The sequence below is a fragment of the Actinomyces gerencseriae DSM 6844 genome, from assembly GCF_000429265.1.
GTDB lineage: Bacteria > Actinomycetota > Actinomycetes > Actinomycetales > Actinomycetaceae > Actinomyces > Actinomyces gerencseriae.
Map to the genome: position 1 here is coordinate 92,191 of NZ_AUBN01000010.1, position 22,812 is coordinate 115,002.

Sequence of the window (22,812 nt, forward strand, 5' to 3'; positions counted from 1 at the left end):
TCAGTGCCGCAGCTCCCGGTAGCGACGGATCAGCCGCCGGGTCGAGGAGTCCTGGGCATCGAGAGCCGCGGTATCGCCCTGGACCGCCGGGGCGATCTCCAGGGCCAGCTTCTTGCCGAGCTCGACGCCCCACTGGTCGAAGGAGTCGATGCCCCACACGATGCCCTCGGTGAAGGTGATGTGCTCGTAGAGGGCGATGAGCTGGCCGACGACCGCGGGAGTCAGTGCCGGGGCGAGGATCGAGGTGGTCGGCTTGTTGCCGGCGAAGACGCGGGCCGGGACGATCGCCTCGGCCGTGCCCTCGGCACGCACCTCCTCCTCGGTCTTGCCGAAGGCGAGGGCGGCCGTCTGCGCCAGGTAGTTGGACAGGAACAGCTCGTGGACGTCCGCCTCCCCGTCCTTGACCGGATACGCAGGGTCGGCGACGGCGATGAAGTCCGCGGGGATGAGCCGGGTGCCCTGGTGGATGAGCTGGTAGAAGGCGTGCTGGCCGTTGGTACCGGGCTCGCCCCAGAAGATCTCACCGGTCTCGGTGCGCACCGGGGTCCCGTCCCAGCGCACGGACTTGCCGTTGGACTCCATGGTGAGCTGCTGGAGGTAGGCCGGGAAGCGGTGCAGGTCCTGGGCGTAGGGCAGGATGGCGTGCGAGTCCGCCTTGTAGAAGTTGACGTACCAGACATTGAGCAGGCCCATGAGCATGGGGACGTTCTCGGCCGGGGCCCTGGTGGCGAAGTGCTCGTCGACGGTGTGGAATCCGGAGAGGAAGTCGGCGAAGCTCTCCGGGCCGATGGCCACGGCGAGCACGGTGCCGACGGCGGAGTCCACCGAGTAGCGCCCGCCCACCCAGTTCCAGAAGCCGAAGGCGTTGGACGGGTCGATGCCGAACTCGGCGACCTTGTCCAGGGCGGTGGACACGGCCACGAAGTGCTTGGCGATGGCGTCGTCCGTGCCGATGCCGCGCTCGGCGAGCGCTCCGAGGAACCAGTCGCGGGCCATGCGGGCGTTGGTGAGGGTCTCCAGGGTGGTGAATGTCTTGGAGGCGATGATGAACAGGGTCGTCTCGGGGTCGAGATCCGCGACCTTCTCCGCGCAGTCGGTGGGGTCGATGTTGGAGATGAAGCGGCACTGCAGGCCCTTCTGCACATACGGCTTGAGGGCCTCGTAGACCATGACCGGCCCCAGGTCGGAGCCGCCGATGCCGATGTTGACCACCGTCTTGATGGGCTTGCCGGTGATGCCGGTCCACTCCCCCGAGCGCACGCGGCGGGCGAAGGCGTAGATCCTCTCCAGGACCTCGTGGACGTCGGCGACGACGTCCTGCCCGTCCACGGTCAGGGAATCGGTTGCGGGGCGGCGCAGGGCCGTGTGGAGGACGGCGCGGTCCTCGGTGATGTTGATGTGCTCGCCGGCGTACATGGCGTCGCGGCGGCCCGGGACATCCACCTGGGTGGCCAGCTCGGCCAGGGCGTCGCGGACGTCGTCGATCAGCAGGTTCTTGGACAGGTCGACGTAGAGGTCCCCCAGCTCGTAGGAGAACCGCTCGGCGCGCTCGGGATCGTCGGCGAACCAGGCGCGCAGGTCGGGAGTGAGTGATTCGTGGAGCTCGGTGAGCCGCTTCCAGGCGGGCGTGGTGGTGGGGTCAACCGGATTCAGCATGGCTACAGTCTATGGGAGTCGCCATCGTGCGCCACCCTCCGGCGCCAACCGTTCTCAGGATTGCGGGGTCCTCAATGATGGTTCCTGAAGCGCCGGCGGGAAGCCAGGCGGTTCTCGCCTCCGCCGACGCCGTGCGCGCCGCCCTGGTCGAGCTGTCCGACGAGTCCAAGGCGGCTCAGGTGGCCCGCTACCTGCGCGCCGTGCCCGGCGGCTACGGGGAGGGCGACCGCTTCCACGGCGTGCCCGTCCCGCAGGTACGCGCCATTGCCAAGCGCGCCGTCCTCGACGACGACGAGCTGGAGCGCCTGGCGGCCAGTCCCTGGCACGAGGAGCGGATGGCCGCGCTGTGCGTCGCCGTCACTCGGGTCAAGCGGATCAGCCGTCTGCTGGACTCGAGGCGGGCGCGGCGAGATCCCGGTTCGCAGGCTGTCCAGGAGGCAGTGGCCAGGCGCGGGGGGCTGGGGCGGAAATACCTGGACTGGGTCGGCCGGGGCCTGGTCAACAACTGGGACCTGGTGGACACCTCGGCCGAGCACCTCGTAGGGGCCTGGCTCCTGGTCCCCCTCGCGGGATCGCCAGGGCTGCCCTCCCGGATCAACGATCTCATCGCGAGCAGCAATGTGTGGGAGCGGCGGGTGGCGATCATGTCCACCTTCGCAACCACCCGGGCCGGCACCGACTGGCCGACCTACGCCGTCGCCCGGCGGCTGCTCGATGATCCTCATGATCTCATCCACAAGGCGGTGGGCTGGATGCTGCGGGAGGCGGGCAAGCGCGTTGACGAGCGGGCCCTGGTCGTCTTCCTGGACCGGCACGCCGCGCGCATGCCGCGAACGATGCTGCGCTACGCGATTGAGAGGTTCTCCCCCGAGGTCCGAGCCCACTACCGGTCGCTGAGATCCTGACGATCGCTGATGCTCTGCTGCCGGTACGGGCTCGGTGGGAGGCCCAGGACTTGTCGGAAGTCGGCCGTCAGGTGGGCGCGGTCGGCGTCTCCGAGCTCTGCGGCCATATACGCAACGGTGAGAGACGGATCCTCCCGGAGCCGCTGCGCCGGCTGGGGCAGTCCGCTCACCCCGGAGCTGGACCGGGGACAGGACCGCAGCATCAAGATGCAGTTTCTCGATGCACGCTGCGGCTCCCCTCAGCGCCGTTTGCGCTTCTCCCGCACGCGCACTCCGATCTGAAGGGGTGTGCCGACGAAACCGAACTCCTCACGCAGGCGCCGCTCGATGAAGCGGCGATATCCGGCATCCAGGAAACCGGTTGAGAACACGACGATGCGTGGCGGTGCCGTCTGCGCCTGGGTGGCGAAGAGGATGCGGGGCTGCTTGCCGCCGCGCAGCGGGTGCGGCGTCGCGGATTGCAGCTCACCGAGAAAGGCGTTGAGCCGGCCGGTCGGGATCCGCGTGGTCCACCCCTCGAGGGCGGAGTCCAGGGCCCGTGCGAGACGATTGGTGTGCCAGCCCGTGCGCGCCGCGAGGTTGATGCGCGGCGCCCAGGACACGTGCGCCAGGTCGTGCTCGCTCTCCCGGGCCAGCAGCTTCCGGCGCTCCTCGTCCACCAGGTCCCACTTGTTGTTGACCAGGACGAGGGCGCGACCGGCATCCACCACCTGCTGGATCACCCGCACGTCCTGCTCGGTGATCGGCTCGGAGGCGTCCAGCAGGACGACGGCGACCTCCGCCTTCTCTATGGCGCCCCGGGTGCGCAGGACGGCGTAGTAGTCGGCGCCACGAGCCTGCCGCACACGCCGACGAACGCCGGCGGTGTCCACGAAGACCCATGTCCGCCCATCGAGCTCCAGGACCTCGTCAACCGGATCGCGAGTCGTGCCGGCGGCATCATCGACCACCACGCGCGCCCGTCCGGCTATGGCGTTGAGGAGGGAGGACTTGCCGACATTGGGTCGTCCCACCAGGGCGATGCGGTGAAGGCCGTCCTCGGGCCCCGGTCCCGCGACGGCCGAGACCTCGGGAAGGATGCTCATGGCCGCGTCCAGAACCTCGCCGCTGCCGCGCCCGTGCAACGCCGAGACCGGGTACGGCTCGCCGAGCCCCAGGTTCCACAGGGCGGCGGCGTCACCCTCCTGGGCCGGTGAGTCCACCTTGTTGGCGGCCAGCACGACGGGCTTGCCGGACCTGCGCAGCAGGCGCACGACTCGGGCGTCGGTCTCGGTGATGCCGACCCGGGCATCGACGACGAGCACCACGGCGTCGGACATGGCCACGGCCGCCTCGGCCTGGGAGGCGACGGCGGCGTCCATCCCGGCCACGTCGGTCTCCCAGCCGCCGGTGTCCACGATGGTGAACCGGCGACCCGCCCACTCCGCAGGATAGGAGACACGATCGCGAGTCACGCCCGGAGTGTCTTGGACCACGGCCGCACGACGCCCCAGGACCCGGTTGACCAGGGTGGACTTCCCGACATTGGGCCGACCGACGACAGCGAGGACGGGCAGCCCGGCCTCCGGGACGGAGTCCGCGGCCGGGGCGGCCCGACCGTCCAGCAGGGCGAGGTCCTCCTCCTCGAGCTCGTAGTCGGACAGGCCCCCGCGCAGGGCCTCGGCGCGCAGCGCGTCCCGGCGGTCGCGCTCAGCGGCCTCATCGAGGGACTTCTCGATCAGGGCGATGACGTGCTCGACGGTCTCCGGCAGATCCATGTCGGAGGTGTCCACGAGGGTGACGCCGTCCGGAGCGGTGAGGAACTGGGAGACGGTGGCGTCGTCCCGATCCCTGCGGAGCACTTGGTCGCGCAGGGCGGCGGCGTCGACGCTCTTGCCCGCGGCCTCCAGATCGGCGGCGCGACGGGTGAGTCGAGCCTCCTGGCTGGCGGTGACGAGCAGACGCGCGTCCGCGTTGGGCGCGATGACGGTGGTGATGTCGCGGCCCTCGGCCACGACGCCGGCGCCGTCGGAGAAGGCGCCGGGCAGGCCCGTGGCCTCGGCGTGGATGAGCTCGCGCTGGAGGCGGGCGAGCTCGGCGCGAACGTCGAGGTTGGTGGCGACCCTGGAGACGACGGTGGCGATGCGGGGGTCGCGGATGGCTGTGGTGACGTCCTCCCCGCCGCACACGACGCTCGGGGACTCGGGATCCAGCCCCATCTCCAGGGGCATGGCCTCGACCGCCCGCGCCACGGCGTCCGCGCGATCGAGGTCGATGCCCTCGTGCTCGCACCACCAGGCGGCGGCCCGGTACATGGCGCCGGTGTCGAGGTAGGCCAGGCCGAGCCGGGAGGCGACGCGCTTCGAGACGGTCGATTTGCCCGATCCGCTCGGCCCGTCGATCGCGACGACGATTCCCATGTGCTTCCTCCAGATCTCGATGAGCCCGTCCAAGGTTCCCACACGCGGCGCTCGCCCCCGACACACCGTTGCCATGAGATCGCGCACGACGGCGAGCGATCGCAGCACCCGTCGCGCCCGATCGCCCCGGCGTCGCAGTGACTCGCCGCGGCGCGCCGAGGACCGGGAGCGCCGCCTCCGCGAGGACCGGACGAGGCCGACCAGGGCGGGATCCTACCCGGAGACGACCCGCCAGCCCCTCGCATCCAGTGCCTCCTGGAGGTCCTGGGCCGATGATGGCCGGACGGAGAGCATGGCGAGCCCCGCGCGCTGTCCGGCCGAGTGCTCCAGGGAGAAGTCCTCGATGTTGACTCCGGCCTCTCCCACATCGGAGAAGAGACGCCCGAGCTCGCCGGCGGAGTCCGGGACGAGGACCTGGACCTCGGCATAGCGGCGCGGCGCTCCGCCGTGCTTGCCGGGGATGCGCGCCCTTCCGGCATTGCCCCGGCTCATGACGTCGGTGACGGCGCCCACCGCACCCGGGGCGATGGCCCCGGCGCCGCCGGGAGCGGAGTACCCGGGGGACCCGGGGGGCGGAGCGGCGGCGGAGATGCCCTCGATGAGAGCGTCGAGGTCGGTGCGCACGGCACGCAGCAGCTCCGTCACCGGTCCGGCATTGCCGACGACGATCGCCGCCCACAGGCGCGGGTCGGAGGCGGCGATGCGCGTGGCGTCGCGCAGCCCCTGCCCGGCCAGGGCCAGGGCGGCCTCGGGCAGGGGCTCCAGCCGCGCGGCGAGCAGTGAGCTGAGCAGCTGGGGGATGTGCGAGACGGCCGCCACCGCGGCGTCGTGCTCGGCGGCGGTCATGCGCACGGGGGTGGCGCCGACGTCGACAGCGAGATTGCGAACCACCAGCTCGGCGGCCGGGTCGGATCCCTCCCCCACGATCACCCAGGGGCGCCCGGCGAACAGATCGGAGTCCGCTGCCGCGGCACCGGAGCGCTCGCGCCCGGCCATCGGGTGAGAGCCGACGTAACGGCGGACGTCTCCCCCGCGAGCCCGGACCTCGGCGGCGACGCGGTCCTTGACGGACGCGACATCGGTGACCACGGCACCCGGATGGCGGTCCAGCTCGCGCAGGACGACGCTCGCGGCGACATCGGGCGGCGTGGCGACCACGACGATGCGCGGTTCGGCATCATCACCGGTCCGCGCGCTCCCGGCCCCCATGTCGCGGGCCAGGGCCAGAGATGTGGGCGAGGTGTCGGACAGGTGCACCTCGATGCCGGCGGCGGTCAGGGCCAGGGCCAGGGAGGTGCCCAGCAGGCCGGTGCCCACGACGAGGATCGGTCCTCGGGTCGAGAACGCGGGCGTGCCGGCGGAGGGACGGTCGGGGCCGCTCACAGCCCGACCTCGCTCTGCAGGGCCGTGATCTCCTCACCGGTGAGCCGCCGTGTCCGCCCCGGACGCAGGGAGCCGAGCGTCAACGGCCCGAGCCGCGTGCGGGCCAGACGCACCACCGGGTGATCGACGGCGGCCAGCATGCGCCGCACAACGCGGTTCCTGCCGGAGTGGAGCGTGATCTCGACGATCGAGCCGGCGGGTCCGGAGTCCTTGACGACGACGCGGTCGGCACGGACCGCTCCGTCGTCGAGCTCGATACCGCGCTTGAGCCTGCGCGGCACCCAGTGCTCCACCCGACCCTCCACGATGGCCACGTAGGTCTTGGCGATCTCATAGCTGGGGTGCATGAGGCGGTGCGCGAGCTCACCGTCGTTGGACAGCAGCAGCAGGCCCTCGGTCTCGGTGTCCAGGCGCCCCACGTGCACGAGCCTGATGGACTCGGGAGACTCCAGCTCATCGGCGTGCTCGGTCACCCAACGGGCCCCCTGCTCGCCGACGGTGGGACGTCCCCCCGGGTCCTCCATGGTCGTGACCATGCCGGCGGGCTTGTGCAGCATGACGGTGACGACGTCGGGGTCGGTCAGAACGCGGGCGCCGTCGACCCGGATCTCCTGGGTCGCGGGATCGACCCGCACCCCGGCCCCGGTGACGGTCACCCCGCCCACACTGACCCGGCCCGAGGCGATGAGCGCCTCGCATGCGCGCCGCGAGCCGAGGCCGGCGCGGGCCAGCACCTTCTGGAGGCGCTCGCCGTCGGCGACGTGCGGGTCGTCGCCTCCACCGCGGACCGCGTGGCGCCGGGCGGCGATACGATCGGCATCCTCGTCCGGCGCCTCGGCGCCGGTGGTCCGGCCCGGCTCCGCCGGCTCCTCCAGGTCGTCCTCGTCGTAGAACTCCTGATCGGTCAAGTCGAGCTCATCGCCGTTCACCGCGGGCTCCTCTCGATCGTCTCATTCTCAATGTCGTCCAGAACCGTGGCGTCGGGCAGGTAGGGGGCCAGGGGCGGCAGGTCCTCCAAGGAGTTCACGCCCAGGTACTCCAGGAACTCGCCGGTCGTGCGATACAGGATCGCGCCGCTGGGCTCGGTGCCGGTCTCCTCGATGAGCCCGCGCGCCTGCAGGGTGCGCACGACACCATCAACGTTGACGCCGCGGATGGCGGAGACGCGACCGCGGGTGACCGGCTGACGGTAGGCGATGACGGCGAGGGTCTCCAGAGCCGCCTGGGACAGGCGGGCCGTCGCCCCGCCGACGACGAAGCGCTCGACGATCTCGGAGAACTCCGGCGCCGAGGCGAGCCTCCATCCTCCCGCCGCGCGGCGCAGCACGAAGCCCCGGGACCGCCCGGTGCCGTCGTGCCCGCTGTACTCCACGGCCAGGGACTCCAGGAGCTCCTCGGTCGCGGTCTCCTCCAGTCCGAGAGCCTCGGACAGCGCTGCGGTGGTGACGGGTTCATCGGCCACGACGAGGATCGCCTCGGCCGCGGACCGCAGGCGGTCTCCGGGCACGATGCTCGATTCTCCCTGCTGATCCCCCTGCCGGGCGGGCGAGCTCCGACTCATTCGAACTCCTCCTCGATGTCCGGGGACATGATGCCCGCCGGATCGTCCTGACCGCCGCACCACGCCACGGTGATCTCCCTCATCGGCTCGGTCTGGTCGAGATTCACACTGCCCTGGCGATGCAGGATGAGAAGGGCCAGGAAGCGGGCCACGACAACGGGTGTGCGCTCGGCATCGGCGATGAGGCCGCTGAAGGTCAGGGTGCCGTGCCTCCGCAGGCGCAGCGCGATCAGACTCAGCTGCTCGCCCACGGGCACCTGCTCGTGAAGGTGGACGGTCTGGATGCCGGGCTCCGCGGGGCGGGCGAAGGCGCGCGCCGCCAGATGGACGAACTCGGTGGCGTCGACCGTGGCCACGAGCCGGGGCAGCAGCGCGGCGAGCTCGGGGGCCGGGCCGACGACGCGGGGATGGCTGTGCGAGGCGGCGGAAGCCATGTCGGACAGCTGCCGGGCGGCCTGCTTGTAGGCCCGGTACTGCAGCAGCCTTGCGAACAGGAGATCCCTCGCCTCGAGGAGATCCAGGTCCTCCTCCTCGTCCTCGGAGTCGTGTGGCAGAAGGCGATGGGCCTTGAGGGCCAGGAGAGTCGATGCCACGACGAGGAACTCGCTGGCCCGCCCCAGGTCCCAATCGGAACGCATATGCGCGATGAACTCGTCGGTGACCTCGGCCAGGGCGAGCTCGGTCACGTCGAGGCGGCGGCGCGCGATCAGGCTCAGAAGCAGGTCGAAGGGTCCCTCGAACTGGGGCAGGGTGACGGAGAAACCGGGAACGCGCGTTGTCGCGCCCTCCTCGCCGTCCACGGCTCCGGTACCCGGGACGGTTGCCGCTTCCGCTGGAACCGCAGGGTCCGCCTCAGGCGACATTGCCGCGGGCGATGACCTCCCTGGCGAGCCGACGATAGGCCTCGGCACCGGGATGGGTCGGGGCATAGCTCGTGATCGGCTCACTGGCGACGGTGGCGTCGGGGAACTTGATGGTCCTGCGGATCTGCGTGTCGTAGAGCTGATCCCCGAAGGCGTCCTCCAGACGCTCGAGAACCTCCCGGGAGTGCAGGGTGCGGTGATCGACCATGGTGGCCAGAATTCCATCGATCTGCAGACGGGGGTTGAGACGATCGCGAACCCGGTCCACGGTCTCCACCAGCAGGGCGACCCCGCGCAGAGCGAAGAACTCGGTCTCGAGCGGGATGATGACGCCGTGGGAGGCGGTCAGAGCGTTGATGGTCAGCAGTCCCAGAGAGGGCTGGCAGTCCACCAGGATGGCGTCGTAGTCATCCATGACCGGGCGGATGACCCTGGTCAGGGCCTGCTCGCGGGCGACCTCGTTGACGAGCTGGACCTCCGCGGCGGACAGGTCGATGTTGGCCGGGACGATGTCCAGGCCCTCGACGCATGTGGGATGGATGATGGAGCGCACATCCGGGCTGGCGGAGACCAGCAGGCTGTAGACGGTGGACTCCAGCTCGTGGGCGTTGATGCCCAGACCCGCGCTGGCGGCACCCTGGGGATCGAAGTCGACGACGAGAATCCGGCGACCGCACTCGGCCAGGGCCGCTCCGAGATTGATGGTGGTGGTCGTCTTGCCGACCCCGCCCTTCTGGTTGCACATGGAGATCACGCGCGCAGGGCCATGCGATTCCAGCGGCGCGGGGACAGGGAAGACCTTCTCCTCATGCTCATCCGCGGAGGAGTACTGGTCGGTCATGCCGGGCTGGTTGGACTCACTCACATCGGCAGCCTAGTCGATAACCGCTCGTAAGCCGTGGCGGGCGTGTCCATAGCCGGATCGTGGACCGGGTCGGGCGCGCGCTCGGCGGAGGAGACGGTGACGTCTCATCAGCCGCGGGCGCGCGGGTGGCTGGTGGCATAGACCTCCCGGAGGTGGTCGACGGTGACCTTCGTGTAGATCTGGGTGGTCGTCACCGAGGCATGACCGAGCATCTCCTGAACCACGCGAACATCGGCGCCTCCTGCGAGCAGGTGGGTGGCGAAGGAATGACGCAGGGTGTGGGGCGAGATGCGCAGCTCCTCCAGGGCGTCCGCGTCGCCAGCACCATCACCGGCATGATCGGCACCGCCCTCGCCCGCGCCGGTCAGTCCGGCGCGCTCGGCGGCGTGCCGGAGCGCGCCCCAGGCGGACTGGCGCGACAAGGGCCTGCCCAGGGTGTTGAGGAAGACCTGCGGCGCCCCCCCGCCCCGGGCGGCCAGCTCGGGTCTGCCTCGGACCAGATACGCCTCCAGGGCGTCCCAGGCGTACTGGCCCACGGGCACGACTCGCTCCTTGCGGCCCTTGCCGAAAAGGCGCAGGCACCCGGAGTCCTCGTCGAGGTCGTCGACGACCAGGCCCACGGCCTCCGAGATTCGCGCCCCCGTGGCGTACAGGACTTCGAGGAGGGCTCGATCCCGCAGGCTGACCGCGTCATCGCCGGTCGAGGCGGCGTCGAGCAGACGGGTTACTTCGTCGATGGTGAGGGCCTTGGGCAGACGCCGCCCCACCTGCGGCGGGCGCACCTGCGCTGCGGGATCGGCCTCGGTCAGGCCCTCGTCCAGAAGGAAGCGGTGGAAACCGCGCACGGCGGTGACGGTGCGCGCCGCCGACGAGGCGGCCAGGGGCCGCCCCCCGTCCGACCCGGTGCGCAGCGCCTCGAGGAAGGATGCGACGTCCGTCTCTTTCACATCGGTGAGGATCGTGGACCGTCCGCGTAAAAAATCGGCATAACGACTCAGATCCCGTTCGTAGGCGGCCAGGGTGTTCGAACTCAGGCCGCGCTCGACGCGAAGATGGGCGAGGTACCCGCGCAGGGACCGCTCAAGCGCGTCCCCGCGCGAATCCGCGTCGATCCCGGCGTCCGCCGTCGCGATGGAGGTCGTGGTCGTGTCCCGGTGGTGCTCAGGCGAACCTGGCGACGAGCCCGAGGCCCACGATCGTGATGGACCACAGCAGGGCGACGCCGACCGTGATGCGGTTGAGGTTGCGCTCGGCCACGCCCGAGGAGCCGGCTGATGAGGAGATGCCGCCGCCGAACATGTCGGACAGCCCGCCGCCCTTGCCCTTGTGCAGCAGGATCGACATGATCAGGAAGAAGCTCGACAGGACGAGGAGCACCTGGAGGACGATTCTCAGCGCAGTCACGCCGTATTCCCTTCGTTATCGCGCCTCCGCGAACCGGTAGGCGCTCTTGCGGGGCAGCGATCTGCCCGATCCGTGCCGGACTCTACCCGATCCGCGGGACCGGGCTCAGCCTTCTCGGGTGTGAGACGGCTGAGCCCGGGTCACGACTCCGACCGAGCCCATTCGGTGCATGCGGTGCACGCCGAAAGGGCTCGGCGCGTGGGCGCGCTCAGGCGTAGAAGTTGGCCATCGCGGCGAAGGAGTCGGCCTTGAGCGAGGCTCCGCCGACCAGGGCTCCGTCAACGTCGCTCTGGGCCATGAGCTCCTTGATGTTGCCGGGCTTGGCGCTTCCGCCGTACAGGATGCGGGTCGCGTCCGCGATGGCATCGCCGAAGTCGGCGCGCAGAGCCTCGCGGATCGCGTGGCAGACCTCCTGAGCGTCGGCGGCGGTGGCGGTCTCGCCGGTGCCGATGGCCCAAATGGGCTCATAGGCGATGACGATCCTGGCGACGTCCGCGGGACTCCAGCCCTTCAGGGCGGCACGGATCTGGTTGAGCACGAACTCGACGTGGGTGCCGGCCTTGCGGATCTCCAGGGCCTCACCGCAGCACAGGATCGGGGTCATGCCGGCGTCCAGCACCTTACGGGCCTTCGCACCCACGAGCTCGTCGGACTCGCCGTGGTACTCACGACGCTCGGAGTGTCCCATCACCGCATAGGTGCAGCCCAGCTTGGCGAGCATCGCGGTGGAGACCTCACCGGTGTATGCGCCGTTGTCATGCACCGAGACGTCCTGGGCGCCGTACGCGATGTCGAGCCCGTCGGCGTCGACGATCGTCTGGACGGTGCGGATGTCGGTGAAGGGGGGAATGACCAGGACCTCGCACTTGGCGTAGTCATGGTCGTCGTCCTTCAGGGCCATGGCCAGGCCCTGGACCAGGTGGTTGGCCTCGAGGTGGTCGAGGTTCATCTTCCAGTTGCCCGCCATGAGCGGGATACGATTCGTCATAGTCGATCAGCCTTCCAGAACAGCGATGCCGGGCAGGGTCTTACCCTCGAGGAGCTCGAGGGAGGCGCCGCCCCCGGTGGAGATGTGGGAGAACGTGGATACGTCGAAGCCGAGTGTGCGCACAGCGGCGGCGGAGTCGCCGCCGCCGATGACACTGAAGGCGTCGGACTCCGAGATCGCCTTGGCCACGGCCTTGGTGCCCTCGGCGAATGCGGGGAACTCGAAGACTCCCATAGGACCGTTCCACACGACCGTCTTGGAGGACGCAATGGCCTGGGCGAAGAGCTCGCGAGTCCTGGGACCGATGTCCAGGCCCATCTGGTCGGCCGGAATGGCATCGGACGGCACGATGGTGGCGGGGGCGTCGGCCTTGAACTCGGGTGCGACGACGGTGTCGATCGGCAGAAGAAGCTCGACGCCGCGCTCCTTGGCCGTAGCCAGGTAGCCCTTGACGGTATCGACCTGGTCCTTCTCGAGCAGTGAGGTTCCGACCTCATACCCCTGGGCCACCAGGAAGGTGTAGGCCATGCCGCCGCCGATGAGAAGGCGGTCGGCCTTGCCCAGGAGGTTGGCGATGACGCCGAGCTTGTCGGAGACCTTCGAGCCGCCCAGGACCACGGTGTACGGCCGCTCGGGGTTGTTGACGGCCCTGCCCAGGGACTCGATCTCCTTGCCCACGAGGAGGCCCGCCGCGGCCGGCAGAAGCTTGGCGACGTCGTAGACGGACGCCTGCTTGCGGTGGACGACGCCGAAGCCGTCGGAGACGAAGACGTCGCCCAGGGCGGCCAGCTCCCTGGCGAAGGCCTCGCGCTCGGCGTCGTCCTTGGAGGTCTCGGCGGCATTGAAGCGCACGTTCTCCAGCAGGACGATATTCCCCGGCTCCAGGGCCGCGACAGCAGCCCTGGCGGACTCTCCCACAGTGTCCTCGGCGAGGGTGACCTTGACGCCGGTGACCTCGGCCAGGCGCTCGGCGACCGGGGCCAGCGAGTAGTCGGGGTTGACCTTGCCCTTGGGACGTCCCAGGTGCGCGACGATGATGACCTTGGCACCGGCGTCGAGGAGGGTCCTGAGGGTCGGCAGGGCGGCCTGGATGCGACCGTCGTCGGTGATGTTCTTGTCGGCGTCGAGCGGGACGTTGAAGTCGGAGCGGACCAGGACGCGCTTGCCCTTGAGGTCGCCCAGGGACTCGATGGTTTTCATACGAAGCCTCTCATCGGTGGTGGTGACTGGCGGAGGGACCCCGGTCCGATACGCCCGGACCGGGAGGGACCCGGCGCCGATGGCGGGCAGCGCCGGACCCGACGGACTGCGCCCGCGCACGCAGTGGCGTGCGCGGGCGCAGTCTCAGCGGAGCATTGTGCTCACCGGTGTGCTCAGAGGCGCTCGGCGACGTACTCGGTCAGGTCGACGAGGCGGTTGGAGTAGCCCCACTCGTTGTCGTACCAGGACAGGACCTTGACGAGGTCGCCGATGACCTTGGTCTCGTTGGCGTCGAAGATCGACGAGTGCGAGTCTCCCACGATGTCGGAGGAGACGATCGGGTCCTCGGTGTACGCCAGGATGCCCTTGAGCGAGCCCTCGGCCGCCTCCTTGACGGCGGCCTTGACGGAGTCGACGGAGACCTCCTTCTCGGCCTGGAAGGTGAGGTCCGTCAGGGAACCGGTCGGGGTGGGAACGCGGACGGCCAGGCCGTCGAACTTGCCCTTGAGCTCGGGAATGACCAGGGCGACGGCCTGAGCCGCGCCGGTCTTGGTCGGGATCATGGACAGGGCGGCGGCGCGAGCGCGTCGCAGATCCTTGTGGGGGGCGTCGAGGATGCGCTGATCGCCCGTGTAGGAGTGCACCGTCGTCATGATTCCCCGGACGATCCCGAACTTGTCGTTGAGGACCTTGGCCAGCGGGGCGAGGCAGTTGGTGGTGCAGGAGGCGTTGGACACGATGTTCATCGTGGCCGGGTCGTAGCTCGCCTCGTTGACACCGATGACGAAGGTGCCGTCGACGTTCTTGGCCGGGGCGGAGATGACGACCTTCTTGGCGCCGCCGTCGAGGTGGGCCTTGGCCTTCTCGCCGTCGGTGAAGAAACCGGTGGACTCGACGACGACCTCGACGCCCAGGTCGCCCCAGGGCAGCTCGGCGGGGTCGCGGTGGGCGAGGACCTTGATGTGCTTGCCGTCGACGACGATGCCGTCGTCATCGTAGGAGACTTCACCGTTGAAACGGCCGAGGATGGAGTCGTACTTGAGCAGGTGAGCGAGGGTCTTGTTGTCCGTCAGGTCGTTGACCGCCACGACCTCGAGGTCCGCCTTCTGCTCGAGGGCGGCGCGGAAGAAATTGCGGCCGATACGACCGAAGCCGTTGATACCAACGCGGGTGGTCACTTTGGGTCCTCCTAGTACGCCGGTACGGCGCACGCTGTTCGTGTCTTCGCACACCTGGGTGTGCCCCGGACCGCTGGGGCGGACGCCTCTGCGCTCCGACACTGGGGAGTGTAGCGTTCGCGACTCGCCTCACGCGAGCAGCGACCACGCCATGGGCGAACAGGTGGTCGACGACGAGGGGCGCGCGTGATCTGGCATACGTTTGACACTCGGGGACGGGACTCACGTCCCATGATCAACGCGACCGGTCGACTGGTGAGAGCCCGGGACCGGGGCCGTGCGTCTCGAAGGCGGTCCCGCGGCCGATCCCCGCCCGCGGTCTCACATGTCGAGCATGTCCTGGGTCAGTGCGGACTCGGTGTCGGGAACGCCCAACTCGCGGGCACGCTTGTCCGCCATGGCGAGCAGCCGCCGGATGCGTCCCGCGACGGCGTCCTTGGTCAGCTGGGGGTCGGAGAGCTGGCCGAGCTCCTCCAGGCTCGCCTGCTTGTGCTTGACGCGCAGGCGCCCCGCCTGCACCAGGTGGTCGGGGATGTCCTCGCCCAGGATCTCGAAGGCCCTCTCGACGCGCGCGCCCGACGCGACGGCGGCACGGGCGGAGCGTCGCAGGTTGGCGTCGTCGAAGTTGGCCAACCGGTTGGCCGTTCCACGCGTCTCCCTGCGGGAGCGGCGCTCGCCCCAGGACGCGAAGGCCTCGACGGCCCCCATCTTCTCCAGCAGGACGCCGATGGCCTCGCCGTCGCGCACGACGACCCGATCGGCCCCGCGCACCTCGCGGGCCTTGGCGGCGATGTCGAAGCGCCGGGCCGCGCCGACCAGCGCCAGGGCGGCCTCACTCCCGGGGCAGGTGACCTCCAGGGAGGAGGAGCGTCCGGGCTCGGTCAGTGAGCCGCGTGCGAGGAAGGCTCCGCGCCAGGCGGCGGCCGAGGCGTTGCGCCCGCCCTGGACGACGGCGACCGGCATGCCGCGCACCGGCCGTCCCCGCCCATCGACGAGTCCGGTCAGGCGCGCCAGGTCCCTGCCACGATCGGTCACGCGCAGCACGTAGTGGTTGCCGCGGTGAAGAGAGCCGGACTGGACCACGATGACCTCGGGTTCCATGGAGAACAGGTCGCGCAGCTCGCGATGGAGTCGCCGCACCGCTCCGCCGTGGTCGAGCTCGGCCTCGACCACGATCCTGCCCGAGACGATGTGCAGCCCGCCCGAGAAGCGGAGCATGGAGGCGACCTCCGCGCGCCGCTGGGCAGCGTTCTGAGCGGCCACGCGCGCGAGCTCGTCCTTGACGGCCACTGTCAGTGACATGGCGGGGAACCTCCTCGGTCAGCGGAGGCGGACGGTCAGTCCGCCGGGGTCCAGGCGACGTCGCCCATCACGCCGTCGAAGGCGTCGCGGAAGGCGGCGGCCAGGCGTAAGGGGTCATGGTTGCACAGGGTCTCGCCCGTGCGCACCTGACGCAGGACGACGACTGCGCCGAGCCGCCCCGCGACGGTCGCCAGATCATCGACGTCCTCCACGACGCTCGGGTCGGCGATGACGACATCCAGTCGCAGCTCCGGCGCGTACTCGTTGAGCACGCGCAGGTGATCCGCGGAGGTCATTCCATCGGTCTCACCGCGCTGCGGGGACAGGTTGAGCACGACGGCCTTGAGCGCCTTCGTGCTCTCCAGGGCCCGTCGCATGGAGGGCAGGATCAGATGGGGCAGGACCGAGGTGTACCAGGAGCCGGGCCCCAGCACCGCCCAGTCCGCCTCGGCGATGGCCCGCAGCGCCTCGGGATGAGCATCGGCATCGGCGGGGACGACGCCCACGTTCTCCATCCGGCCTCGCTCAGTGGCCACGGCCACCTGCCCCCGCACCCGTCTCCGACGGGCGTCATCGACGATGTCGGCCTCGATGACCAGCGGCGAGGCGCTCATGGGAACCACTCGCCCATGGATCGCCAGGAGTCGCCCGACCCAGTCGAGGCCCTCCACCTCGTCGCCGAGCAGCTGCCACAGCGCGAGGATGAGCAGGTTGCCCAGGGCGTGGTTGTCCAACTCCCCCTCGCCGGCGAAGCGGTGCTGGAGCACGTCGCGCCAGGTCAGACCCCATTCGGAGTCGTCGGTCAGCGCCGCCAGGGCCATGCGCAGGTCGCCGGGCGGCAGGCAGTCGAACTCGCGACGCAGGCGCCCGGAGGATCCGCCGTCGTCGGCGACCGTGACGACGGCCGTGAGGCGGTGGGTGACGTGACGCAGCGCCCGCAGCGTCGCCGACAGGCCATGTCCTCCGCCGAGCGCCACGACCGCCGGTCCGTCCTCGCCGCGGCGCGGCCAGCCGGCGGAGTCGAGCATGGAGTGGGAGTGCGTGCTCATGAATGCTCACTCCCGCCCCAGGTCGCGGTGCTGGGCGGAGACCTTGAAACCGGCGGCGCGCAGGTGCCCCGCGATCCGCTCGGCCGATGCCACGGATCGGTGCTTGCCGCCGGTGCACCCCACCGCGATCGTCACGTTCGGCTTGAGCTCCTTGATGTAGGAGGGCAGGGCGGGGATGAGCAGGGCCGCGTAGCCGTCGACGAAGGCGGCGGCCCCGTCCTGCCGGAAGACGTACTCGGCCACGGGCGCGTCGCGGCCGGTGAGGTGGCGCAGCTCGGTGACCCAGTAGGGGTTGGGGATGAAGCGCACGTCCAGGACGTGGTCGGCGTCCATGGGCAGGCCGTACTTGAAGCCGAAGGACATCACCGTCACCTGCAGCGCCAGCTCGGACTCGGTGGCGACCAGCTCCCGCACGTGCCGCGCCAGGTCGTGGACCGAGTAGTCGGTGGTGTCGATGACGTCATCGGCCTGGGCCTTCAGGCCAGCCAGCAGGGTGCGCTCGTGCTCGATGCCGTCCAGGATCGAGCCCGTGCCCTGCAGCGGGTGGGGGCGCCGGGAGGACTCGAAACGTCGTATGAGGACGGAGTCGGAGGCGTCCAGGAAGATGAGGCGCAGCGAGATCCCGGACTCGCGCAGCTGCCCGAGGTACTGCATGAAGGAGGCGAAGAACTCGCGGCTGCGCACATCGACCACGGCCGCCAGGCGGTGGACGCCCGCGCCGACCGTCGTCATCATGCCCGCCATGGCCGGCAGCAGCTGGGGCGGGAGGTTGTCGATGACGTACCAGTCCAAATCCTCCAGCGCATTCGCGGCTCGGGAGCGACCGGCGCCCGACAAACCGGTGACGATGAGCACCTCGGGACGCTTCGCCGGCGGTATGGGCGGGGCCGCGTCATCGATCGCGGGGATGAAGGAGGGCACGGTATCCCGTAGGGGATCGCGCCCCCTGGCCGGGTCGCGGGCGGAGTTGACGGCGGGCGGGCGATGGGCGTCCATGCGTCTAGCATGGCACGCCCGGCGGGGCCATCGGGGCGCGCCGCGGGCGGCCGTGGGTAGCGTTGTCGCTGATGCGACCTCGTCCCCGCCCCTCCCGGGAGATACTCATGACCGCCGAGATTCCCACGACCGCCGCCGGCACCATCAGCGTCGACCGCCCCACTCCCCCTGTCATGGGAACGCCGTGGACGCCGTCGGCCACCCGCGTGGCGCTCCTGGGCTCGGGGGAGATCGGCAAGGAGGTGGCGATCGCCCTCATGCGGCTCGGGGCGGAGGTCACCGCCATCGACCGCTACGACGGCGCCCCCGCCCAGCAGGTGGCGCACAACGCCCTGACGGTGGACATGTCCGACGCCGACGCCCTGGGAGCCGCCGTCGTCTCCACCGGCGCGAGCATCGTCGTGCCCGAGATCGAGGCCCTGGCCACCGACGCGCTCGTGTCCCTGGAGCAGGCCGGTCGGGCGCGGGTGGTTCCGACGGCCCGCGCGGCGCAGCTGACGATGAACCGTGAGGGGATCCGTCGTCTGGCGGCCGAGGAGCTGGGGCTGCCCACCAGCCCCTACGCCTTCGCCTCCAGTCCGGCCGAGCTCGCGGCCGGGGCCGAGCGGGTCGGCTTCCCCTGCGTCGTCAAGCCGGTCATGTCCTCCTCCGGGCACGGGCAGTCGCTGCTCCGCTCCCCAGACGACGTCGTGGCGGGCTGGCGCCGTGCGGCCGAGGGCGGACGGGTGGACCGCGGACGCGTCATCGTCGAGGCCTTCGTCGACTTCGACACCGAGATCACGCTGCTGACCGTGCGCTCGCGCGACCCGCGCACCGGTCGGACGGCGACGAGCTTCTGCGAGCCGATCGGGCACCGCCAGGAGGCCGGCGACTACATCGAGTCCTGGCAGCCGCAGTCCCTGCCGCCCACCGCTCTGGGGAGAGCCCGGCGGGTGGCGTCCGCGGTCACGGACGCCCTCGGCGGCTGGGGACTGTTCGGGGTCGAGCTGTTCGTACGAGGCCAGGAGGTGCTGTTCTCGGAGGTCTCCCCCAGGCCCCACGACACGGGACTGGTCACTCTGGCGAGTCAGCGCCTGAGCGAGTTCGAGCTGCACGCCCGGGCCCTGCTGGGGCTGCCGGTGGACACGTCGCTGCGCTCCCCCGCCGCCTCGGCCGTGGTCAGGGCCGATCGGCAGATCGACCGCGATCACGGTGCCCGCGTGCTGGGCGTGGTCGAGGCCCTGGCCGTGCCCGGGGCGGATCTGCACGTCTTCGGCAAGCCCGAGGCGCACCCGGGCCGGCGCATGGCGGTGGCCGTGGTGGCCGGCGACGACGTGACGACGGCTCGCGAGCGGGCGCGCTCCGCGGCCGCCGCCGTCACGATCACCGAGTAGGCCGCGGCTCAGCGCCTCAGCGCCGTCGAAATCGACGTCTCCGCGCGATGGGGCATGTCGAGCCGAGGCCGGCGACTGCGGCCCGCCGCGCCCCTGAGGGACCCGTCCCCGCGTCGGCGCTCTTCCCGACGAACGTATCGGGTATTCCGGTTGACCTCACCACTGAACCGCCCAGTAGTTGGCCATCGAGTCGAAGCGCATGGCGTGCAGGCGCTCGGGTGCGAGCGCAACGGGATTGCCCGTGACGCGCCCTGTCAACTCGCCGAGCGCGTCACGGAATTCGTTCGGAGGCAGCGGCACGGGCATCGCCGGTCGGTAGTAGGCGAGAGTGATGTGGGGTGTGAACGGTTCGGAGGGAACGATCTCGTCGAACATGCCCCGAGTCGTCAACAGCTTGCGATGCTCGTTCTCATTCGCGGCCCTGATCCCGATGACGACGCTCGTGTTCATCAAGTTGAAGACCGCAGTGCACATCGTGTGGATGGAACCTATCTCGCGCGCTTGCGCGACGAGCTCAGCCGCGCGCGCCGTGCCGGCTTCCACCGACGGCCGCACCTGCGCCCGGTCCGGGGAGGCGTGGAGATCATGGAGCGTCACGTGCGCCATGTCCACTGGCAGTGGCAGCGACAGCGACTCGCCGAAACGAGTATGGAGGTCGTTCGCGATCAATCCAACGAGTTCCCGGACCTGGTCGTCGAGAAAGTACGCAATCGTGTCCCCGTGGAAAGGCAGCAGCGAACCGACTCGCGGTGCCACCTTCTCCTCCAGCGACGGAGGAAGCCCGAATACCGGTTCGTCGGGGACCGAGTTGGTCTGAAACATCCCGATGCGCTTGTCGAACTCGTGGAGTGTTTCCAATGCGGACTCCTTTGTCGGGAGAGACGATCGTAATCGGTGTTTGGGGCTTTTCGCGTTTGGTGGGTGTGGTCGGGGTTGGCGCGTTGTTGTCGGTGTGGGGGTCGAGGTTTGCCGGGGGGGGGAGTTCTGATGTCGTCCATCCCGGGGGGGGATCTCGATGTTGCTTGATGTTGTCTTCGCTTGCCCTGACCTGACCTGTTCTGGCCTGTTCTGGTCACGTTTTGTCGGTTCGATGGGCTTGGTCTTGAGGTCATGGGGCGGCGGCTCGGACCCGGCTGCGTGGTGCTGGTTTGGTGCGTCGTTGGTTCCGATCAGTGGTGTCGCCGGTGCGATTGTGAGGGCGTGCTGCGTGACGGTGCGATTCGGAAGGGCGGTGCGCGAGCGGTTCGGGTGGTGGCCGGCCATGCTGGAGGTGATCCTGCGCCGTTGCCGGTGAGTCGGCTGTGGGCGCGTAGGGTGTCAGGACGCTGGTCGTGCGGCCGAGCCGCGGGTCAGGCTGTCGCGACGTGGGTTGCGGTGGGCGCTGGGAGGCATCGTGCACCAGCACCTGACCGTGGCCCGTGTCGCCGAGGGCCTCGGGGTCGCGTGGCGTACGGCGAATGACGCGGTCCTGGCCGAGGGGAAGCGGGTGCTGATCGCTCGCCCCGGCCGGCCGAACGACCCCGGGCGTGGCGCGACCGGGTGGAGGTGGTCGCGATGGGTGGGTTTGACCGGCTTCACGACCGCTGCCACTGGAGGGCTCCCTGACGCGGTCGCGGTGATGGGCCCCTTCCACGTCGTTGGCCTTGGAGGCGATGGCCTGGATCGGTGCCGGCGCCGCATCCAGCGGGCGATCACGGGGCGCCGGGGCCGCGAGGACGATCCGCTCCACCGCGCGCGGCCGACCCTGCGCACCGGCGCGGGTGTCCTCACCGACAAGCGGCAGGACCGGCTCGAGGCGCTGCTCGCCGTCGATGCCCGCGTCGGGGGTGAGGTCGCATGGTCGGTCCACCGGCGGGTGGTCGCGGCCTACCGGCACGCCGATCGCCGCCGGGGACGCGCACCGATGGTCAGGCCGATCAACTCGATCAGCAAAGCGCCCGAGCCGCCGGCCGAGATCATCGCCCTGGGCAGGACGCTCGAGAATCGGGCCGCTCGAGGTGCTGGCCCACCTCGAGCGGCCCGGCACACCCAACAAACCGACCGAGACGATCAACGACCGCCTCGAGCACCTACGCGACTCAGCACCCGGATCCACAAGCCCCACCAACCACATCACCAGACCACCGCCCGAAACCAGCGGATCCAGACCCCGACCACACCCCAACCCCGAAGAACCCGTTTGGATACAACAAAAGATTATGGAAAGAGCATCTCGGCGGGGCCGGATCGCTCAGAGGCGCAGCGAGCCGCCGTTGGAGGCGATGATCTCCTTGTACCAGTCGAAGGACTTCTTGCGGTACCGGGCGAGCGTACCGCTTCCGTCGTCGTCGCGATCCACGTAGATGAAGCCGTAGCGCTTGGACATCTGGGCGGTGGAGGCCGAGACCAGGTCGATGCAGCCCCAGGAGGTGTAGCCCAGGACTTGGACTCCGTCGGCGATGGCCTCGGCGACCTGGACCAGGTGATCGTTCATGTAGGAGATGCGGTAATCGTCCTCCACCGTGGGGCCGCCCGGGCCGTCAACGAGGACGTCCTCGGCCCCCAGGCCGTTCTCGACGATGAACAGGGGCTTGCCCCAGCGGTCCCAGTAGTCGTTCAGGATGGTGCGCAGGCCCTGCGGGTCGATCTGCCATCCCCACTCGGAGGCCTCGAGGGTGGGGTTGGGGACGCCGCCCATGAGATTGCCCCGGCCGGCCTCGGCCGGCCGGGTGACGGTCTCGCACACGGACATGTAGTAGGAGAAGGAGACGAAGTCGACGGTGTGCTCCCGCAGCAGCGCGCGGTCCTCCTCGGTGATCTCCAGCTCGATGCCCTTGTCCCGCAGGGTGCGCAGCAGGTAGCCGGGGTACTCGCCGCGCACGTGGAGGTCCCCGAAGGCGTCGTTGGCGCGCTCGGCCTGCTTGGCCGCCCACACGTCCCGGGGGTCGGGGGTCAGCGGGTAGGTGGGCACGGCCAGGATCATGCAGCCGACCCGGATGCCGGGGTTGATCTCGTGGGCGATCTTCGTGACGGCCGCGGAGGCGACGAGCTCGTGGTGGATGGCCTGGTAGAGGTCCTGCTCGCTGAGCCTGTCCTTGGGCGTGGCGATGCCGCCGGACAGGAAGGGCTCGTGGAGCACGGAGTTGATCTCATTGAAGGTCAGCCAGTACGTGACCCGCTTGCCGTAGCGCTCGAACAGGGTGCGGGCGTAGCGCTCGAAGAAGCCGATGAGGCGGCGGTCGGTCCAGCCGTCGTAGGTGCGCGCCAGGTGCAGCGGGGTCTCGTAGTGGCTGATGGTGACCAGCGGCTCGATCCCGTGCTTCTCGAGCTCGTCGAGAACCCGGTCGTAGAAGGCCAGACCCTCCTCGTTGGGCTCGGTCTCGTCGCCGAGCGGGAAGATGCGGCTCCAGGCGATGGAGAAGCGGAAGACCGTGAAGCCCATCTCCGCCAGCAGGGCGATGTCCTCGGCATAGCGGTGGTAGAAGTCGATCGCCTCGAGCTTGAGGTTATCCGGTGTGGGGACGTCGGTGGGCGGGGCCATGATGCCCCGCGGCATGACGTCCTGGACTGACAGTCCCTTGCCGCCTTCGGCGTAGGCCCCCTCGATCTGGTTGGCGGCGGTGGCACCGCCCCACAGGAAACCCTCCGGGAAACGGGCCGACCGGGCCGGCTGTGCCGTCTGCGCCCCGACAGTCATGATGCTGCTCCTCT

At 70.0% G+C, this 22,812-nt stretch carries 19 protein-coding genes and 1 pseudogene; 3 read left to right on the top strand and 17 right to left on the bottom strand.

Annotation, left to right across the window (positions count from 1 at the left end; all coding sequences use genetic code 11):
- Positions 1-1,656, bottom strand: a complete 1,656-nt coding sequence (gene pgi, locus G448_RS0104570; protein ID WP_026407034.1) for a glucose-6-phosphate isomerase — start codon at positions 1,654-1,656, stop codon at positions 1-3.
- Positions 1,657-1,730: 74 nt separating this feature from the next.
- Here pgi and G448_RS0104575 point away from each other — a divergent pair, with 74 nt between their 5' ends.
- Positions 1,731-2,561 carry a DNA alkylation repair protein gene (locus G448_RS0104575; protein WP_245572180.1) on the top strand — a complete coding sequence of 277 codons (831 nt, stop codon included), beginning with the start codon at positions 1,731-1,733 and terminating at the stop codon, positions 2,559-2,561.
- A gap of 239 nt (positions 2,562-2,800) precedes the next feature.
- On the opposite strand, the gene der is transcribed toward G448_RS0104575, so the two are convergent.
- The 14 genes from der to rapZ form a co-directional block, all read right to left on the bottom strand.
- Positions 2,801-4,960, bottom strand: a complete 2,160-nt coding sequence (gene der, locus G448_RS0104585; RefSeq protein WP_026407037.1) for a bifunctional cytidylate kinase/GTPase Der — start codon at positions 4,958-4,960, stop codon at positions 2,801-2,803.
- A gap of 213 nt (positions 4,961-5,173) precedes the next feature.
- Entirely contained in the window at positions 5,174-6,343 is a 1,170-nt protein-coding gene (locus tag G448_RS0104590; protein ID WP_026407038.1) for a prephenate dehydrogenase, read from the bottom strand.
- Positions 6,340-7,272, bottom strand: coding sequence for a pseudouridine synthase (locus tag G448_RS0104595; RefSeq protein WP_026407039.1), 933 nt, complete (start codon positions 7,270-7,272; stop codon positions 6,340-6,342). Before G448_RS0104595 ends, G448_RS0104590 begins: the two co-directional genes overlap by 4 nt.
- Positions 7,269-7,904, bottom strand: coding sequence for an SMC-Scp complex subunit ScpB (gene scpB, locus G448_RS0104600; protein ID WP_026407040.1), 636 nt, complete (start codon positions 7,902-7,904; stop codon positions 7,269-7,271). The genes G448_RS0104595 and scpB overlap by 4 nt, the downstream gene beginning before the upstream one ends.
- Positions 7,901-8,767: a segregation and condensation protein A gene (locus G448_RS0104605; RefSeq protein ID WP_026407041.1), complete on the bottom strand. Its 867-nt coding sequence runs from the start codon at positions 8,765-8,767 to the stop codon at positions 7,901-7,903. Before G448_RS0104605 ends, scpB begins: the two co-directional genes overlap by 4 nt.
- Positions 8,757-9,632 carry a ParA family protein gene (locus G448_RS0104610; protein WP_026407042.1) on the bottom strand — a complete coding sequence of 292 codons (876 nt, stop codon included), beginning with the start codon at positions 9,630-9,632 and terminating at the stop codon, positions 8,757-8,759. The genes G448_RS0104605 and G448_RS0104610 overlap by 11 nt, the downstream gene beginning before the upstream one ends.
- A 107-nt stretch (positions 9,633-9,739) precedes the next feature.
- Positions 9,740-10,705, bottom strand: a complete 966-nt coding sequence (locus tag G448_RS0104615; RefSeq protein WP_026407043.1) for a site-specific tyrosine recombinase XerD — start codon at positions 10,703-10,705, stop codon at positions 9,740-9,742.
- Positions 10,706-10,793: 88 nt separating this feature from the next.
- Entirely contained in the window at positions 10,794-11,036 is a 243-nt protein-coding gene (secG, locus tag G448_RS0104620; protein WP_026407044.1) for a preprotein translocase subunit SecG, read from the bottom strand.
- Between the two features lie 208 nt (positions 11,037-11,244).
- Positions 11,245-12,024, bottom strand: coding sequence for a triose-phosphate isomerase (tpiA, locus tag G448_RS0104625; RefSeq protein WP_026407045.1), 780 nt, complete (start codon positions 12,022-12,024; stop codon positions 11,245-11,247).
- Positions 12,025-12,030: 6 nt separating this feature from the next.
- Entirely contained in the window at positions 12,031-13,224 is a 1,194-nt protein-coding gene (locus G448_RS0104630; protein WP_026407046.1) for a phosphoglycerate kinase, read from the bottom strand.
- 173 nt (positions 13,225-13,397) lie between these two features.
- Entirely contained in the window at positions 13,398-14,402 is a 1,005-nt protein-coding gene (gene gap / locus G448_RS0104635; protein WP_026407047.1) for a type I glyceraldehyde-3-phosphate dehydrogenase, read from the bottom strand.
- A 321-nt stretch (positions 14,403-14,723) separates the two neighbouring features.
- The gene (gene whiA / locus G448_RS0104640) at positions 14,724-15,704 is read right to left on the bottom strand and encodes a DNA-binding protein WhiA (RefSeq protein WP_026407048.1); all 981 of its coding nucleotides are present in this window, start codon (positions 15,702-15,704) and stop codon (positions 14,724-14,726) included.
- 35 nt (positions 15,705-15,739) lie between these two features.
- A complete protein-coding gene (locus G448_RS0104645; RefSeq protein ID WP_026407049.1) occupies positions 15,740-16,753 on the bottom strand; it encodes a gluconeogenesis factor YvcK family protein in 1,014 nt (337 codons plus the stop codon).
- Between the two features lie 6 nt (positions 16,754-16,759).
- Positions 16,760-17,749 (bottom strand): RNase adapter RapZ, encoded by a 990-nt coding sequence (gene rapZ, locus G448_RS0104650; protein WP_026407050.1) that lies wholly within the window; start codon positions 17,747-17,749, stop codon positions 16,760-16,762.
- A gap of 107 nt (positions 17,750-17,856) precedes the next feature.
- On the opposite strand from rapZ, the gene purT reads away from it, so the two are divergent.
- Positions 17,857-19,122 carry a formate-dependent phosphoribosylglycinamide formyltransferase gene (gene purT / locus G448_RS0104655; RefSeq protein ID WP_026407051.1) on the top strand — a complete coding sequence of 422 codons (1,266 nt, stop codon included), beginning with the start codon at positions 17,857-17,859 and terminating at the stop codon, positions 19,120-19,122.
- 156 nt (positions 19,123-19,278) lie between these two features.
- Here purT and G448_RS0104660 read toward each other — a convergent pair whose 3' ends face one another.
- A complete protein-coding gene (locus G448_RS0104660; RefSeq protein ID WP_026407052.1) occupies positions 19,279-19,980 on the bottom strand; it encodes a hypothetical protein in 702 nt (233 codons plus the stop codon).
- Positions 19,981-20,175: 195 nt separating this feature from the next.
- Between G448_RS0104660 and G448_RS17355 the strand changes: the two are divergent.
- Positions 20,176-21,112, top strand: a pseudogene (locus G448_RS17355) (transposase); the annotation flags it as partial.
- Between the two features lie 240 nt (positions 21,113-21,352).
- On the opposite strand, the gene G448_RS0104665 reads toward G448_RS17355, so the two are convergent.
- Positions 21,353-22,798 carry a glycoside hydrolase family 1 protein gene (locus G448_RS0104665; protein WP_026407053.1) on the bottom strand — a complete coding sequence of 482 codons (1,446 nt, stop codon included), beginning with the start codon at positions 22,796-22,798 and terminating at the stop codon, positions 21,353-21,355.
- Positions 22,799-22,812: the final 14 nt, after the last annotated feature.

Excerpts from the sequence above, each read along its gene's own strand:
- pgi (WP_026407034.1), bottom strand. The coding sequence starts at position 1,656 with ATGCTGAATCCGGTTGACCCCACCACCACGCCCGCCTGGAAGCGGCTC.
- G448_RS0104575 (WP_245572180.1), top strand. The coding sequence starts at position 1,731 with ATGATGGTTCCTGAAGCGCCGGCGGGAAGCCAGGCGGTTCTCGCCTCC.
- der (WP_026407037.1), bottom strand. The coding sequence starts at position 4,960 with ATGGGAATCGTCGTCGCGATCGACGGGCCGAGCGGATCGGGCAAATCG.
- scpB (WP_026407040.1), bottom strand. The coding sequence starts at position 7,904 with ATGAGTCGGAGCTCGCCCGCCCGGCAGGGGGATCAGCAGGGAGAATCG.
- G448_RS0104605 (WP_026407041.1), bottom strand. The coding sequence starts at position 8,767 with ATGTCGCCTGAGGCGGACCCTGCGGTTCCAGCGGAAGCGGCAACCGTC.
- tpiA (WP_026407045.1), bottom strand. The coding sequence starts at position 12,024 with ATGACGAATCGTATCCCGCTCATGGCGGGCAACTGGAAGATGAACCTC.
- G448_RS0104630 (WP_026407046.1), bottom strand. The coding sequence starts at position 13,224 with ATGAAAACCATCGAGTCCCTGGGCGACCTCAAGGGCAAGCGCGTCCTG.
- whiA (WP_026407048.1), bottom strand. The coding sequence starts at position 15,704 with ATGTCACTGACAGTGGCCGTCAAGGACGAGCTCGCGCGCGTGGCCGCT.
- G448_RS0104645 (WP_026407049.1), bottom strand. The coding sequence starts at position 16,753 with ATGAGCACGCACTCCCACTCCATGCTCGACTCCGCCGGCTGGCCGCGC.
- rapZ (WP_026407050.1), bottom strand. The coding sequence starts at position 17,749 with ATGGACGCCCATCGCCCGCCCGCCGTCAACTCCGCCCGCGACCCGGCC.
- purT (WP_026407051.1), top strand. The coding sequence starts at position 17,857 with ATGACCGCCGAGATTCCCACGACCGCCGCCGGCACCATCAGCGTCGAC.
- G448_RS0104665 (WP_026407053.1), bottom strand. The coding sequence starts at position 22,798 with ATGACTGTCGGGGCGCAGACGGCACAGCCGGCCCGGTCGGCCCGTTTC.